This window comes from Tumebacillus flagellatus (assembly GCF_000714935.1).
Taxonomy (GTDB): Bacteria; Bacillota; Bacilli; order Tumebacillales; family Tumebacillaceae; genus Tumebacillus; species Tumebacillus flagellatus.
Window position 1 is genome coordinate 16,190 of sequence record NZ_JMIR01000003.1, and the last position, 13,901, is coordinate 30,090.

Sequence of the window (13,901 nt, forward strand, 5' to 3'; positions counted from 1 at the left end):
TTTTTTTTTTTTTTCAAAGCCGGATCTTGTCGGGGATGATCTGCGAGTTGGAGCGGATGCGGTACACGCGCTCGCTCTCGTCATAGTCGATCCGCAACGGCTCGTCGATGTAGAAATAGGTCGCCCGGTCCACGACGACGGTCAGCCCGTCGCCCTGTTCGAACGCTTCGTCGCCCGCTCTCGGCTCATCCAGAGCCAAGTCATACTGGTAGGTCGCGCTTCAGCCGCCCTCCATCTCCAGCAAAAAACGCACTGTCACGCGCCCGGTTGCGTCGTCGCGCCATCCGAGCAGTTCCTGTTTGGCGCGTTCGGTGACGGTCACCATGCTCATGAAGAATTCCTCCTCTCAATCTTTCGGATAGGGTGTCTCCCGGCGGCACAACCTAACCGACAGGAGGTGAGTGTGCATGTATGTAGGACGCACGATGGAACAACTGCAAAATCTGCCGTACGCACAGTGGTCGATGGAAGAATTGGCGTACCACCGCGACGTGATGACCAACTTGCAAGATTGGCTGAACGAAACCGGAATCTCCACCCTGACCAACGTGGAGGAAGAGATTCAAAACCGCGGCGGTTTTCCGAAGTACGGCGGCGATTATGACGGTCATGGAACTACCATACACTATGATTGATCCACGTGCCAGACGTGGGTTTTTTCTTTGAGCTTTGTGAACATCCTCGTGCTGATCGGGCTTCTATGGAGAAGGAATTCGACGAAGATCGTTATCAAGGCCTCCACGACAACAACTCGTCGATTTCGGCGTAATCGTAAAAAAACCGCCTTCCCGTTACGGGAGGGCGGTTTTTCATCGTATCGGCAGTTCGCTTCGTGGTTGCGCCGGAAGAAACCGCCCTCCCTGCGTGAGAGAGCGGTTTTTTCTAGTTGATCATGGGGAGGCTCAGGATGAGTTCCGCCCCTCCGCGTTCGTGGTTGCGGGCGGTGATCGTGCCGCCGGATTGGTCGACGATCGCTTTGACGATCGCGAGGCCCAGTCCGGTGTCGCCCTTGTCCCCTTTGTAGAAGCGGGCGAAGATCTGCTGCTGGTCTTGGTCGGGGTTCACGAACCCCTCTCCGTCGTCATGGACGGAGACGATCAGTTGCCCGCCGTCTTGACGCAACGTCACGGTCACGTGCGAACGGGCATGTCGAACGCCGTTGCTGAGCAAGTTGATCATCGTCTGCATCAGCTTGTCGCCGTCCGCATGCACCCTGTACTCACCCTCGCCCAACACGTCGATCACGACGCCCTTCTGCAACGCCAGCGAGTTCACGCGCGCCACAGAGTCTTCCACCAGCGACGTGAACTCCAAGTCGACCGGTCGGAAACTGTCTTCGAGCGTCTCCAACTTCGAGAGGTAGATCAGCTCGTCGACGAGCTTTTTCAACCGCACCGCTTCTTGCGAGATCACTTCAAGCCCCGTGTTCGCTTCCTCTCCCGTGAAGATGCCGTCCTTGATGCCCTCCGCATACCCCTGAATCGCCATCAGCGGCGTCTTCAACTCATGCGACGCGTTTTGCAAAAAACGCCGCTGCCCCTGGTCGTACCGCTTCAACTCTTCGACCATCGAAGCGAACGTCCGCGACACGTCCTCCAACTCGTCCCCCGTCTGCACGATCGGCGGCGGTGAGAAATCGCGCTTGGCGAGACGGCTCATCTGGTTTTGCAACAGGCGGATCGGCTTGGCAAGCGACCGGGACAACCACAGACCGAGCACCATCACGACGACGCTGGTGATCAGAAACCCCTTGAGCAGCGACTGAATCAAGTCCTTGGTCACCAGCCGGACGTTCTCAAGCGGTGTCAGAAACACGGCGTCCAATCCCTTGTACTGCGCTTGCGGCATGTTCATCGCGTGAATCAGGTACTGGTTGTTGCCGACCTGCTGCACCGATTGCAGCGTATCGTTATCCGACCCGTCGTTGTCGATGCCGGCAAGTGACACCGGGAAGAGATCTCCCACTTGCAGCCCTTCAACGTTGGTCGCTTCGACGCGGCCGGTTTTCTGGTTGACGATGACCACGGCGAGGCTCATCGTGCGCGTCGCAAACTGGATGCGCAGGCGCGACGCTTTCTTCGCCAATTGCGATTGGTCGTCGTTGCCCGTCGTCAAATCGATCGTGTTCAAAAACGTCCCCGCTTCGTACTGCAGCGAACGAAACGCTTCGTCGGTGATCGCCTGCTTGACCAGCGCGTAAAAAAGCACGCCGCCCACGCTCAGCGCCACCACCGCAATCAAAAGATACGAGAGGATCAGCTTCTGGCGAATCGAGGAGCGGCGCGTCATGATTCTACTTTGTAGCCGTAGCCCCAGACCGTTTTGATCTCACAGTCGGAACCGGCTGTCTTCAATTTCTTGCGCAGGCGCTTCACGAGGTCGTCAATCGCCCGCTCGTCGCCTAGATAGTCATAGCCCCACACCTGCGTCAACAGCTGCTCGCGCGTGAACGCTTTGTTGACGTGGCGGGCGAAGAAATAAAGCAGGTCGTACTCTTTGGTTGTCAGCGGCACATCCTGTCCTTGACAGACCGCCCGGCGCTCGTCCGGGTACAGGGTGAGGTCGCGCAGCAGGAGTTCGTTCGCTCCCGTGTTCTCCTGTTGCGCCGCTTGCTGGAGTCCGACGTGGAAGCGGCGGAAGACCGTCTTGACCCGCGCCAGCAGTTCGCGCGGCGAGAACGGTTTGGACAAGTAATCGTCACTCCCCAGTTCCAAGCCGACGATGCGGTCGATCTCGTCATCCTTGGCGGACACCATGATGATCGGAATCTGGCTTTGCGCGCGCAGCTTGCGGCACACCTCCAACCCGTCGATCCCCGGCATCATGATGTCGAGGATGAACATGTCGGGCTTTGCTTCTTCAAACGCCTGCAACGCCGATTCGCCGTCGCCAAACCCGCGAACGTCATAGCCTTCCGCTTCCAAGTAGCGCATGACGATTTTGCGGATGTTCTCATCATCGTCGACTACGTAGATTTTCTTCTTGGTCTCTTCCATGAGCTATCCTCTCCCGACGAACAGGTCTTACTGCTTCGGTTTGATCTCGCCCATCGCGCGCAACACGCGCTTGCGGATCATAAAGCCAAATCCCGCCATCAAGACCGCTACGGCGAGAAAGACAAACGCTTGGTTCCATCTGATATAGGCAATCGAGATGCCAACCCCTGCAAAGGACGCCATGACGATCAACGTCCAGATGAAGAAGAAGATCTGGAATTTTTTCGCCATCGGCGATTTGTAGATGAGAGACATGATGTGTTTCACTCCTTCAATCACATAGAAAGCAAGATACATAGGTATCATACCATAAAAAAGCCCCTCACTGAAAAAGTGACTCACCGTACAGACAACGACGCCGGGATCAGGTACTGTCTTGGTTAAGTACCCTTTCGAAAGGAACGATACCACTATGAACATTCTCATCGTTCTTCCTCCCAACAATCCCTCCGGCGGCAACTGGACGTATTCGGGCCGTCTGCAGCGGGGGTTGGAGCCGCAGGGCATCCACATCAAGCGTTTGGCGCTCGATGAGGTGACTCCGGAGGATTATCAAGCGGCTGATATCATTCACTCGTACAACGCGTATTTGACGGGGCGTCAGGTGGCGCCGATCGCAAAGCAATATAGCAAACCGATGGTGTTGACGATGACGGGAACGGATGTCAACGAGCATCTCAAACATCCGGAGACTCGACCGAGCATGGTGGAGGCGGTGGAGTATGCCTCTGCGATCGTCTGTTTGACGGATGCGGCTGTGCAGAATCTGGCGGAGGTGTATCCGGCGGCGAGCGGCAAGGCGATGACGATCAACTTGGGCATCGATTTGCCGCAGGGCGCGGGGAAGTCGCGCGCGGACTTTGGCATTTCCGACGATGAGTTTGTGTTCCTGCTGGTGGCGGGGATTCGTCCGGTTAAGCGGCCTTTGAATGCGTTGGAGCCGTTGGCGAAAGTTCACGAGAAATTCCCGCAGGTGCGTTTTTTGTTGGCGGGGCAGAATTTGGATGCGAAGCTGTTTGCGGAGATTGAAACGGCGTTTGGGAAGCACGCGGAGTTTGCCCGCTATCTGGGTGGAATTCCGTATGAGGAGATCGCCGATCTGTACCGGGCGGCCGATGTGGTGATGAATACGTCGTCGTCGGAAGGGCTGTCTCATGCCCTGCTGGAAGCAATGTCTCTGGGGCGCGCGATCTTGGCTTCGAATGTGCCGGGGAACCGGGATTTGATTCAGGATGGGGTGAACGGGTTCCTCTATTCGGACGGCGATGAATTGGTGGAAAAAGCGTCCCTGCTTTGCACGGATGAGGCGGCTCTCGTGAAGGTGAGCGAAGGGGCGTTGGAGACGATCCGCGAGCATTATTCGCTGGAGCGCGAGTTGGCGGCGTTTCGGAAGATGTATCAGGATGTGGTGGAGAAAAAGGTCTGCGGGGCGAAGTGATAAGGACACAGGCTTGGCTGGGCGGCAGCTGCGGTTATTCTAGAAAGCCCCTCCTTCGGCGAAGGAGGGGCTGTTGTTGTTCTCTGGAGTTGTTTTGTGGCTTAGTGAATTGCTTTTTTGCGGAAGCGACCGCCGGTCACGTCGGAGACGTGCTCGATGGCGATGAACGCCTGCGGGTCGATTTCCAACACGATGCTTTTTAGTTTGGCAAGCTCCAAACGGGTGACGATGACGTAGAGCAGTTCTTTGTCTTCGCCGGAGTAGCCGCCCTTGCCGTAGATGTGCGTCACGCCCCGACCCAGACGGTACTGGATCGCGTCGGAGATATCCTCCGGCGACTCGGCGATGATCGTGACCGACTTGGACTGGTCAAGACCTTCGACGGTGATGTCGATCATCTTGAACGCGATGTAGTATGCGATCAGCGAATACATCGCATGGTCCCAGCCGAACACGAACCCGGCGCTGCCGAGAATGAAGATGTTGAAGAACATGACGATCTCCCCGACGGAGAACGGCAATTTGCGCGTCAGAAGGATCGCCACGATCTCCGTTCCATCCAACGATCCGCCGTAGCGGATGATCGTACCTACCCCGATCCCCATCAGCACGCCGCCGAACACGGCAGCCAGCAACGGGTCGACCGTCAACGCTTCCACCGGCACGAGCAGCGAGACGAACACCGACATGAACGCAACGCCGATCAGGGTGGTCACGGCAAATGTCCGCCCGATCTGTTTGTACCCGATCAATAGGAACGGGAGATTTAACACGAAGAGAAACAGTCCGATCGGCAATCCGGTCAGATGACCCAGGAGGATCGAGATCCCCGTGATGCCGCCGTCAATGATCGAATTCGGAACTAGGAAGATCTCCAGCCCCACCGCAAAGATCAAGGAACCCAATACGATGAAAAACATCCGTCTCAGATGATAGGATACGGGTTGGCGCTTGTGCGCCCGAGCGGTCCGTACTTGCGCGGCTGCTCCGTCTCCGATCGCCGCCGTGGCGGAGGTGTGTTCTGCTGCGACTTCAACTTGTGTCTTGGTTTGGTTGTTCTCTTCCATTTCTCTCTCCCTTCTGGTGCTCCATCTGTTCCGCCGTGCGGTCCAGATGACGAGTGATCAAACTCTTGGCTAAAACGGTGTCTCCTGCACGCATCGCTTCGTAGAGCGCGCGATGCTCGTCAAGGAGACCTCCCGCCCGCTGTTCCTCCATCCAAGCCTGCCGAATCACGCTTCGAATCGTCTCGGTCAAGGTGTTCATGAGGTTGTGCAACACATGATTGCCTGATGATTCCGCGATCGCGAGGTGAAATTGCAAATCGGCTCCCACCCGCTCTTCGACCGTCTGCTTGCCGCTCACCGCTTCCATGCGCATCAAGGCAGAGCGCACAGGTGCCAACCGCTCTTCGCCTTGGCGGCGGAAGCGCTCGATCGCCATCTCGACGGCGCCGATCTCAAGCAGCGAGCGCACCTGCAACAAACTGCGAAGATCGCCGCGCCCCAGCAGCAGCGCGGCGTTCATCGGCTCGGTGACCATCGTCTGCACGTCGACATTCTGCACAAACGTGCCCTCGCCGTGGCGCAGGTCGATCAATCCCATCCCGACCAGCGTCGAGAACGCCTCGCGCACGGTCGGACGGGACACGCCGAACTCACGCGCCAAGTCGATCATCGGCGGCAGTTTGTCACCCGGTTGCAGGTGGCCTTGCTCGATCATCCGCTTGATTTGCTCCGCGACTTGCTCGTATGTTTTTTTCGACTTGGATCGGTTGGTTTTCACGGGGCGTCCCTCAGAGCTTTCAGAATTTGATATCTCTATTATACACGAGTTTTACGATAGGAACGTCACCAATTGATGCGCGATGGCGCGATGTCCAGCATCGTTGGGGTGAACGGGCAAAATCGGCGAACGCAGCGCGTCTTCCACTCTCCCCGTCCGGTAGCCGGAAATCAATTCCGGAGCCCGTCCGTCAATCGCGGTTGCCGTGGGCGCGAGGAGCACGCCCATGCGTTTGGCTGTCTCCGCCGTCACCGCGTTCAACGCCGCCACGCCCTCGACCGCGACTTTGGAATTCGGAAACGGATTGTACTGCGTGCAAAGCACGATACGGCCCGCACAGACCGATTTCAGCCCCGTCACCAACGCTCCTAAATTGCGACCGTACTGCGCAAGTGCAGCTTCCACAGAAGCAGCCGGCGCCCCGCGCAACACGCGCAGTCCCGCAAACGCCAAATCGTTGCCGCCGATCCAGACGGTCACGACAGAAGCTTTGCGCAGCGGGCACACCGGATTTCCAAGCACGGCCGCTGTCAGGTCGCCGGAGGTCCAAGCCGGCTGTGCCACTACGTCCAACACGGTCCCGCCGTGCTTCACGCCCGCCTGACGAGATGCCAAATTTACGTAGCGATGCGACGGTGAGCTCGCATTCTCCCCGTAGGTGATCGAATCGCCCAACGCTGTGTAGCTAAGCATATGATGTCCCTCCCTTGCCGAAAAAAAATGAGTTCTCTCTGCAAGATATGGGACTCTCCTCCACTTTGCTTGGACGCTGCCAAAAACGACCGGACCCTGTGCGTGTCCGGTCGTTTTTTCTGCCAACTTCTCGTTACCCGTTGAGCGCCCGCAGGTGGAACTGTTGCCGCCAGCGCGCCAAATCGTCGGCGCGCGATTCGCTGGTCTCCGGGTGCACGGCGTTCGTCAGCACGACGGACGTGGTTTTCGTCATCGGATCGCACCAGATCGAAACCCCCGTGCCGCCTGAGAGCCCGAACGAATTCGACGGGGCCGCCGCTCCGACCGCACACGCGTCTCCCGCCAGTTCCCAGCCGAATCCGAACCGCTTCCCGCCCGCTTCGGCGTGCGCCGACGTCGCCAGCGTCACCAGCGTCGCATCAAAAAACCGCTCCCGCCGCACGATCCCTTTGCGCACCCACAACTCGGCAAACTGGTTCAAGTCGGCCGCCGTGGAAAACAGCCCCGCATGCCCGCCGACGCCGTCCAATCCGTAAAACGCGTTGCCGTCCAGCACTTCTCCGCACACCGTGTTGCCCCGCCACGGGAAATCCGTCCCGTCGCACACCCGGCGCTCCTGTTCGTTGCCGATCTCCGTCGCGGCGCACTCTTCGGCGGGCAACCCCTCGCCCGCAAACGAAGTCGCGTGCATGCCGAGCGGATGGAACACCAATTTTTCGCACACGTCCGAGAGCGGCATGTCCCAGACCCGCTCCAGCAAAAATCCCAACAGCATGTAGCCCAAGTCGCTCTGCATCGCCCGCGTGCCCGGCGCCGTCTCCAGCGGCGTGTCCGCGAGTTGGCGCAAGTACGCTTTCAAGCCGCGCGCCTGCAGGTAGAACGGCTTCCAGCCGGGCAGCCCGGAGGAGTGGGTCAAGAGATGGAACGCGTTGATTTGCGCTTTGGTGTAGCGGTCGATGCCCGTGGCAAACTCCGGCAAGTAGCGAACGACAGGATCGACCAGTGAAAGTTTGCCCATCTGCACCGTGCGCAACGTCGCCGGCATCGTCGCGACCACCTGCGTCAACGCCGCCAAATCAAAGCGCGTGTCCAACTGCATCGCCCGGTGGTTCGGCGTCAATTCCGCCGCGCCGTGCGCCTCGTAAAAAACCGGCTCTCCCTGCATCGACACACACGCGACCACACCCGGAAACACTCCGCGCTCCAACCCTGCTCCAATCGTCCTCCGCATTGAAATCCGTCTCCCTTCACGAAATCTAGTGTTCTGATTTCTATGAAGCGAGCAAGAAAAAAAGACCAAGCCGCGCGGGCCGGGTCTTGGGATCGCAAGAGGGAAACCTATTGTTGTTCGCCTTCGTACACGCGAGCAACTTTGGTCATCAGCTTGGAGACGTCCGCATCGTTCATCGGACGGCCTTCGCGCTGCAGCTTTTCGCCGATGCGCTCCAGTTCTTCGTGGAGAAAGCGCAGAATTTCGTACTTGTTGCTGCCTTGCTTGACGGAGATGGAGTTGGTTTTGAGCTGGTCGACGAACGGAACTTCGTTGTTCTCGTTCGGCACCGCGTTCGCCACCGGCATCGACTTGTCATAGATGGCTACGATGCCCGCGTTGTTGACGACGAAGTAGATCGAGAAGTACGGGTTGTTCATCGAAGTCGGGCCGAACGCGAACGTAGCGGAGACGCAGCGCTCCATGGATTTGATGTCATAGTTGACTTGTACAGGCGGGTTCATCGACATTGGGTTCATCCCTTCTTGAGTGACGGTATCTTAGCAAGCGGAGTTGGGACCCGCTTCGTTAATCACCATAAAGCTGTCTTCGTACGAATCGTAGTCCACGGTGATGCTCTCGACAAACGACGCGGCAAACGCGTCGATGGCGAACTTCAAGCCGCGAACTTCGTGAAACTTGTCATGCTCTCTTGGTTCATCCAGAACCAAACGAAACTTCATGCCGCCTCAGCCGGGCGAAACTTGTACGCGGATGACGACTTCCTCGTCCGCTTCTTCCTTCAAGATCTCCTGGATTTGCTCCAGTGCGAGATCGGTGACTGCGATCATGGGCAGTACCTCCTCTGTGTCGTTCTAGTTTGATTTTACATAGTTTTCACGATTCATTCAAATGGATACGACGAATGCTTGGTATTCTAGAGTCAGAAACCATGGCAAAGGGGATGTTCTCATGGAAGGAAACGCAAGAAACTGCGGGGTTACGATCCATCAACGGTGCCGGGCTCCGTACCTGTTAGGGTGCCTCCTGCCGCATACCCTCATCCGTCCGGACCGGTTGCTTTCCTCGTCCCTTGAGGCGCGCGTCACCTTTGCAAACGGATTTCCGGCTCTGGAACTGCACGCGGGCATCACCGACCTCAAAGGTCATCTCCACCGCTTCCAATTCGTCGTGTCTTATCTTACGCACCAAGAATTCATCATGGCGCTGATGGAAGCGTCCACGCTCTACCTGCTCACCGGCACGGATCACCCCGTCTCGCTCGACCAGCGCGTCCACGACGGCGGCGTTGCCGTGGAAATCACGGAAGCCTTTCGGGAGCAGCTGCAGCGTCCCGTGTTGGTTCGCCAACACGCCTGACTCTAATATCCGCCTTCGTCAAAAAGCACTCGGCCGCGACCGAGTGCTTTTTTTGATCTAGATCAGCCCGCCCAGTTGCTTGACGACCTTCTGGTGGGCGACGGGGAATGCGTAGGATTCCAACTCGTGCAGCGGCACCCATCGGACGTCCTCTGTGACGCGCACCGTGCCGGAGAGCAGCGCGCACTCAAACACGCGCATGTTCCAATGCAGGTGGCTAAAAGTATGTTCGACTTGCGCAAACAGGTGTTTCGGCTCCACGACGACGCCGAAGTCTTCGCGCAAGTGTTGACGCAGCGAATCTTCCAGCGACAGCCCCTCCACGCGCTCGCCGCCCGGAAACTCCCAAAGTCCCGCGAGCAATCCCGTGTCGGGACGACGGCGGATCAGCACCGCGTCGCCGTTGCGCACCAGCGCGGCCGTCATGTCGACCGGGCGCGGGGGTTTTTTCTTCTCTTTGACGGGCAGGTCTTCCTGCACCCCCTCGGCGAACGCTTGGCAATACGCTTGCACCGGACACGTCTGACAGCGGGGGTTTTTCGGTATGCAGATGCGCGCGCCGAGTTCCATCAGCCCTTGGTTGAACGAGGCGGCTCGTCCGGTCGGGATCAAGAATTCGGCGAGGTCTTCGAACGTCTTGCGGGTTTTCGGCTTCATGATGTCTTCTTCGATCAAGTACAGGCGCGAGAGCACGCGAAACACGTTGCCGTCCACCGCCGGAACGTCGCGGTCGTACGCGATCGACTGCACCGCTCCGGCCGTGTACGGGCCGACGCCAGGCAGTGCGCGCATCTCGTCGAGCGTGTCCGGAACGATGCCGTGGTGACGCTCTTTGACCACTTGCGCCGCCTTCTGCAAATTGCGGACGCGGGAGTAATACCCGAGCCCTTCCCAGTGCTTCAGCACATCGGCTTCCGGCGCGTCGGCGAGCGCTTCAATCGTCGGAAACCGTTCCAAGAACCGCTCCCAATAAGGAATCACCGTTTCCACCCGCGTCTGCTGGAGCATCACTTCCGACACCCAGATCGCATACGGGTCGCGCGTCCGCCGCCACGGGAGGTCGCGCTTGTTCGCTTCATACCAATCCAACAATGCTTTCCCGACTCCATCGCGAGTCGCCAATTTGTTCATCTCTGCGAAGTCCTCCGTGATGTGTACGCTTTACGCTCTGATGGCGTGACGACTTTCCAACTCTTGGCAGAACACCGAGACAAGCTCCGGGTCAAACTGCGTGCCCGCACAGCGGCGCAGTTCGCCAATCGCTGCCTCGATCGTCTTGCACTTGCGGTACGAGCGGTCGAGCGTCATCGCCGAAAACGAATCGGCAATCGCCAGAATCCGTCCCGCCAGCGGTATTTCCTCGCCGCACAAGCCGCGCGGATACCCGGTGCCGTCGTAGCGTTCATGATGGTGCATGACGCCGTCGCGCATCACCTGGCTTGTGTAATGCTTTGCGAGTATGTCGTGCGAGATCGTGACATGGCATTTCATCGACACATATTCTTCCTGCGTCAGACGGCCCGGCTTTTTCAAGATCGGGTCGGGGATCAAGACTTTGCCGATGTCATGAAATAGCCCCGCGACCCGCAACTCCGCCTGCATCGACTCCGGCAAACCGAGCGCCGCCGCGAGAATTCCGACGTACTCCGCCACGTCTTCGGAATGCTCCACGGTGTACGTGTCTTTATCTTTCAGGGAGAGGAGGTAGAGTTCCAAGATACGAGACGCGTTCTCAAGGAACGACCGATACGAAACCGTCCGGCGCTGCAGTTTCGCCACGCCGTCGTGTTCGGCTTGCTCCAACGCTTGCTGTGCGACTGCAACCAGCTCTTGGGCCGCACTCGCGTCGCGGGGATACTCCGCCACGCCGATCGAGACCGTCACCGGCAGAGCTTCTTCGTTTTTTTTTGCCAAAAAACGCTGTTCCCGCAAGCGTTGTTGCAGCCCCTCCGCGAGCAGTTCCGCTTCTTGTGCCGTCGTATCCGGCAGCACGACCAAGAACTCGTCTCCTCCGAAACGCCCGATGAAATCGCCGGAACGCAAAGCGCGGCACAACACACCTGCCACGCTCTTCAACACCAGGTCGCCCGCTTCATATCCGTAGTGCTCGTTGATCGGCTTGAAGTCGTCCACATCCAGAAACAGCACAGACACCTCGTGCCCTCCTTCATGCGCCTCCAAGACAGCCTGCCGCAACAACTCGTTGATTTTGCGGTGTCCGTACAGTCCCGTCAGCAAACAGTTCTCTTGGAAATCCGCTTGCGACGGACGCCGGCGTCGTTGCAACATCCGGTATTTCATCGAAACTCCCCCTTTCTTTTTACTTTAATTTTTTTCGTCAAATTACGACATGGTTTTCACTTATTCGATTTCCATCTATATTCTCCTGCCGCCTCTAACAGAAATCCCGATTCCCCAAAAATCTGAAGGTTCGGATTGACTCACCAACTTATCCCAGCTACTATTAGAGATACGCTTTGCCGCAACTTATGTATTTTACAATTTCAAGATATAGAGGAGGAGACGATCGCATGGTCTCCGTTTTGCGTATCGGAAGTTTCCGCTGCGTCTGGTTGGCGCAAATCTTTTCCGAAACGGGCGATTGGATTCGCAACATGGCCCTGCTGTTTTGGGTCTACCGCGTTTCGCATGGCTCCTCGCTCGCGGTCACGGTCATCACCGTGTGCGAGTACGCTCCCGTGCTGCTCGTCACGCCGTTTGCCGGCGTGTGGGTCGACCGCTTGAACCGGGTGAAGACGATGATTGCGTCCGATTTGCTCCGGGCGGCGGCGATGTTGCTGCTCGCGCTCGCCCTGCTCACCGATTGGTTGCCGCTCGCCTATCTGGGCGCGCTGCTCGCCGGGAGCTTTCAATCGTTTTTCGACCCGGCGCGCACGGCGGTCGTCGCCGGCATCGTGCCGAAGGAACACTCGATCGCCGCTACTTCTTTGACCCAAGTTACGCGCAATACGTTACGGGTCTTAGGGCCTATGATCGGTACCGGCGTGTTCGCGCTGTTGGGCGTCTCGATGTCGTTTGGCATCAACACGGTGACGTTCCTGCTCTCGGCCGTCTGTCTAACCGGCCTGCTGAGGCTCCCGCTGGCGTTTGAGCCGCGCCCGCGCCGCCGCATTGCGGCGGAACTCGGCGAGGGATTCCGCTACACCGTCGGACACCGGATGCTTCGTCCGATGCTGATCGCCGGGATGACGCTCGGCATCGGACTCGGTTCGTACAACTCGCTGCAGATCTTTGTCGTCACGTCGGCGCTGCATCTCGACGAGCGCTATGTGGCGATTCTCAACTCCGTGCAAGGCGTGGCGATGCTCACGTCCGCCCTCGTGATCGGCACGATGGCCAAGCGCCTCCAACACCGCCATAAACTGATCATCGCCGGACTGTTCCTGATCGGCATGGGCATCGTGCTCGTCGCCTGCGCGCCGAACTTGTGGGTCGCAGCACTCGCTCGGCTGATCGTCGGATTCGGCGGCACAACGCTCAACATCGGGCTGGCGTCGCTGATCCAAACGTTTGTCGCAAGTGAGTTCCTTGGACGCGTCTCGGGGCTGCTGGAGCCGATCATCATCGGCACGATGATGGTCTCCGCCGCTCTGGCGGGCGCGTTGCTGCGGGAGGTTTCCGTCGTCTGGCTGCTCGCGGGCAACGGCGCGATCGTGCTGCTGGCAGCCTTCGTCGCGCTGGTGTTGTTCAAGTCTGCGGAATCGGCATCCCCCGTCGCGTCCTCCACACCGGCGTCCTCGTAACTTCGGTTGCGACGGATGCTTTTTTTCTATACACTGGTGCACAGAAGGAGTGATTCGGCGCATGTTATTGGACCTCGGCACAACCGCCCCCGATTTTAAGATGGACAGCACCAAGGGTCCTGTCCGCCTGTACGACTACAAGGGCAAGAAGAACGTCGTCTTGATCTTCTATCCGATCAACAACACCCGCACCTGCCAGGCGCAGCTCTCCGCCGCCCGCGACGCGCTTCCGCAATACGCGGAACTCAATACGGTGGTGTTCGGCGTCAACCCCGGCAAACCGGAAAAGCACCGGAAGTTCGAAGCCAAGAACAACTTCGGCTTCCCGCTGATCTACGATGAACGCTGGCAGTTGGCGTATCACTTCCGCATCCCGACCCTGATGGGGTTCATGCAGGCGCGGACGGTCTACATCTTGGACAAGAACATGATCGTGCGCTACGTGTTCCGCGGCTCACCGACGTCACTTGAGCTGTTTGAGGTCATCCAAGGCATCAACGACGGCACCCTGCCGATCCCGGAGCCGCCGCAACCGGCTGACGAAACACCCGCCGCCAGCAAAAAATAAGCCCTCCCAAACCAAACGGTCGTACGAAAAAAAGCGGAGTCCGCACAGGACGCCGCTTTTTCATGAC

At 58.4% G+C, this 13,901-nt stretch carries 17 protein-coding genes; 5 read left to right on the forward strand and 12 right to left on the reverse strand.

The genetic code is table 11. From position 1 onward, the window contains the following. Window positions 1-13 precede the first annotated feature (13 nt). A complete protein-coding gene (locus EL26_RS02920) occupies window positions 14-199 on the reverse strand; it encodes an iron-sulfur cluster biosynthesis family protein (RefSeq protein WP_038084370.1) in 186 nt (61 codons plus the stop codon). Window positions 200-407: 208 nt separating this feature from the next. Between EL26_RS02920 and EL26_RS02925 the strand changes: the two genes are divergently transcribed. Further along, the gene (locus tag EL26_RS02925; protein WP_038084372.1) at window positions 408-635 is read left to right on the forward strand and encodes a hypothetical protein; all 228 of its coding nucleotides are present in this window, start codon (window positions 408-410) and stop codon (window positions 633-635) included. Between the two features lie 247 nt (window positions 636-882). Here the strand turns inward: EL26_RS02925 and EL26_RS02930 are convergent, their stop codons facing one another. The 3 genes from EL26_RS02930 to EL26_RS02940 are packed head-to-tail and all read right to left on the reverse strand — an operon-like array spanning window position 883 to window position 3,251. Next, the gene (locus EL26_RS02930; protein ID WP_052035922.1) at window positions 883-2,289 is read right to left on the reverse strand and encodes a sensor histidine kinase; all 1,407 of its coding nucleotides are present in this window, start codon (window positions 2,287-2,289) and stop codon (window positions 883-885) included. After that, window positions 2,286-2,996, reverse strand: coding sequence for a response regulator transcription factor (locus tag EL26_RS02935; protein ID WP_038084375.1), 711 nt, complete (start codon window positions 2,994-2,996; stop codon window positions 2,286-2,288). The genes EL26_RS02930 and EL26_RS02935 overlap by 4 nt, the downstream gene beginning before the upstream one ends. A gap of 27 nt (window positions 2,997-3,023) precedes the next feature. Further along, entirely contained in the window at window positions 3,024-3,251 is a 228-nt protein-coding gene (locus EL26_RS02940; RefSeq protein ID WP_038084377.1) for a hypothetical protein, read from the reverse strand. A gap of 157 nt (window positions 3,252-3,408) precedes the next feature. On the opposite strand from EL26_RS02940, the gene EL26_RS02945 reads away from it, so the two are divergent. Continuing rightward, a complete protein-coding gene (locus EL26_RS02945; RefSeq protein WP_038084379.1) occupies window positions 3,409-4,434 on the forward strand; it encodes a glycosyltransferase in 1,026 nt (341 codons plus the stop codon). A gap of 101 nt (window positions 4,435-4,535) precedes the next feature. On the opposite strand, the gene EL26_RS02950 is transcribed toward EL26_RS02945, so the two are convergent. The 6 genes from EL26_RS02950 to EL26_RS02975 all read right to left on the reverse strand — a co-directional run bounded on the left by EL26_RS02950 (window position 4,536) and on the right by EL26_RS02975 (window position 8,865). Then, window positions 4,536-5,501 carry a YitT family protein gene (locus EL26_RS02950; RefSeq protein WP_081856936.1) on the reverse strand — a complete coding sequence of 322 codons (966 nt, stop codon included), beginning with the start codon at window positions 5,499-5,501 and terminating at the stop codon, window positions 4,536-4,538. Further along, complete coding sequence (locus EL26_RS02955; protein WP_052035923.1) at window positions 5,467-6,219, reverse strand: FadR/GntR family transcriptional regulator; 753 nt, start codon at window positions 6,217-6,219, stop codon at window positions 5,467-5,469. Before EL26_RS02955 ends, EL26_RS02950 begins: the two co-directional genes overlap by 35 nt. Window positions 6,220-6,270: 51 nt before the next feature. Continuing rightward, entirely contained in the window at window positions 6,271-6,912 is a 642-nt protein-coding gene (locus tag EL26_RS02960) for an SGNH/GDSL hydrolase family protein (RefSeq protein ID WP_038084381.1), read from the reverse strand. Between the two features lie 133 nt (window positions 6,913-7,045). Continuing rightward, on the reverse strand, window positions 7,046-8,143 hold the full coding sequence (locus EL26_RS02965) for a serine hydrolase domain-containing protein (RefSeq protein ID WP_052035924.1): 1,098 nt from the start codon (window positions 8,141-8,143) through the stop codon (window positions 7,046-7,048). Between the two features lie 107 nt (window positions 8,144-8,250). After that, entirely contained in the window at window positions 8,251-8,652 is a 402-nt protein-coding gene (locus EL26_RS02970) for a hypothetical protein (RefSeq protein WP_038084383.1), read from the reverse strand. 30 nt (window positions 8,653-8,682) lie between these two features. Further along, window positions 8,683-8,865 (reverse strand): hypothetical protein, encoded by a 183-nt coding sequence (locus EL26_RS02975; RefSeq protein WP_038084385.1) that lies wholly within the window; start codon window positions 8,863-8,865, stop codon window positions 8,683-8,685. 229 nt (window positions 8,866-9,094) lie between these two features. Here EL26_RS02975 and EL26_RS02980 point away from each other — a divergent pair, with 229 nt between their 5' ends. Then, a complete protein-coding gene (locus EL26_RS02980) occupies window positions 9,095-9,502 on the forward strand; it encodes a hypothetical protein (protein WP_038084387.1) in 408 nt (135 codons plus the stop codon). Between the two features lie 57 nt (window positions 9,503-9,559). On the opposite strand, the gene mutY is transcribed toward EL26_RS02980, so the two are convergent. Beyond that, a complete protein-coding gene (gene mutY, locus EL26_RS02985) occupies window positions 9,560-10,633 on the reverse strand; it encodes an A/G-specific adenine glycosylase (RefSeq protein WP_038084389.1) in 1,074 nt (357 codons plus the stop codon). A gap of 30 nt (window positions 10,634-10,663) precedes the next feature. Continuing rightward, a complete protein-coding gene (locus tag EL26_RS02990) occupies window positions 10,664-11,803 on the reverse strand; it encodes an HD-GYP domain-containing protein (protein ID WP_038084391.1) in 1,140 nt (379 codons plus the stop codon). Between the two features lie 230 nt (window positions 11,804-12,033). On the opposite strand from EL26_RS02990, the gene EL26_RS02995 reads away from it, so the two are divergent. Both EL26_RS02995 and EL26_RS03000 read left to right on the forward strand, forming a co-directional pair. Further along, window positions 12,034-13,266, forward strand: a complete 1,233-nt coding sequence (locus EL26_RS02995) for an MFS transporter (protein WP_038084392.1) — start codon at window positions 12,034-12,036, stop codon at window positions 13,264-13,266. Window positions 13,267-13,327: 61 nt separating this feature from the next. Continuing rightward, the gene (locus EL26_RS03000; RefSeq protein ID WP_052035925.1) at window positions 13,328-13,834 is read left to right on the forward strand and encodes a peroxiredoxin family protein; all 507 of its coding nucleotides are present in this window, start codon (window positions 13,328-13,330) and stop codon (window positions 13,832-13,834) included. Window positions 13,835-13,901: the final 67 nt, after the last annotated feature.

Excerpts from the sequence above, each read along its gene's own strand:
- EL26_RS02995 (WP_038084392.1), top strand. The coding sequence starts at position 12,034 with ATGGTCTCCGTTTTGCGTATCGGAAGTTTCCGCTGCGTCTGGTTGGCG.
- EL26_RS02930 (WP_052035922.1), bottom strand. The coding sequence starts at position 2,289 with ATGACGCGCCGCTCCTCGATTCGCCAGAAGCTGATCCTCTCGTATCTT.
- EL26_RS02990 (WP_038084391.1), bottom strand. The coding sequence starts at position 11,803 with ATGAAATACCGGATGTTGCAACGACGCCGGCGTCCGTCGCAAGCGGAT.
- EL26_RS02970 (WP_038084383.1), bottom strand. The coding sequence starts at position 8,652 with ATGTCGATGAACCCGCCTGTACAAGTCAACTATGACATCAAATCCATG.
- mutY (WP_038084389.1), bottom strand. The coding sequence starts at position 10,633 with ATGAACAAATTGGCGACTCGCGATGGAGTCGGGAAAGCATTGTTGGAT.
- EL26_RS02975 (WP_038084385.1), bottom strand. The coding sequence starts at position 8,865 with ATGAAGTTTCGTTTGGTTCTGGATGAACCAAGAGAGCATGACAAGTTT.
- EL26_RS02980 (WP_038084387.1), top strand. The coding sequence starts at position 9,095 with ATGGAAGGAAACGCAAGAAACTGCGGGGTTACGATCCATCAACGGTGC.
- EL26_RS02925 (WP_038084372.1), top strand. The coding sequence starts at position 408 with ATGTATGTAGGACGCACGATGGAACAACTGCAAAATCTGCCGTACGCA.
- EL26_RS02965 (WP_052035924.1), bottom strand. The coding sequence starts at position 8,143 with ATGCGGAGGACGATTGGAGCAGGGTTGGAGCGCGGAGTGTTTCCGGGT.
- EL26_RS02935 (WP_038084375.1), bottom strand. The coding sequence starts at position 2,996 with ATGGAAGAGACCAAGAAGAAAATCTACGTAGTCGACGATGATGAGAAC.
- EL26_RS02950 (WP_081856936.1), bottom strand. The coding sequence starts at position 5,501 with ATGGAAGAGAACAACCAAACCAAGACACAAGTTGAAGTCGCAGCAGAA.
- EL26_RS02945 (WP_038084379.1), top strand. The coding sequence starts at position 3,409 with ATGAACATTCTCATCGTTCTTCCTCCCAACAATCCCTCCGGCGGCAAC.
- EL26_RS02940 (WP_038084377.1), bottom strand. The coding sequence starts at position 3,251 with ATGTCTCTCATCTACAAATCGCCGATGGCGAAAAAATTCCAGATCTTC.
- EL26_RS02960 (WP_038084381.1), bottom strand. The coding sequence starts at position 6,912 with ATGCTTAGCTACACAGCGTTGGGCGATTCGATCACCTACGGGGAGAAT.
- EL26_RS03000 (WP_052035925.1), top strand. The coding sequence starts at position 13,328 with ATGTTATTGGACCTCGGCACAACCGCCCCCGATTTTAAGATGGACAGC.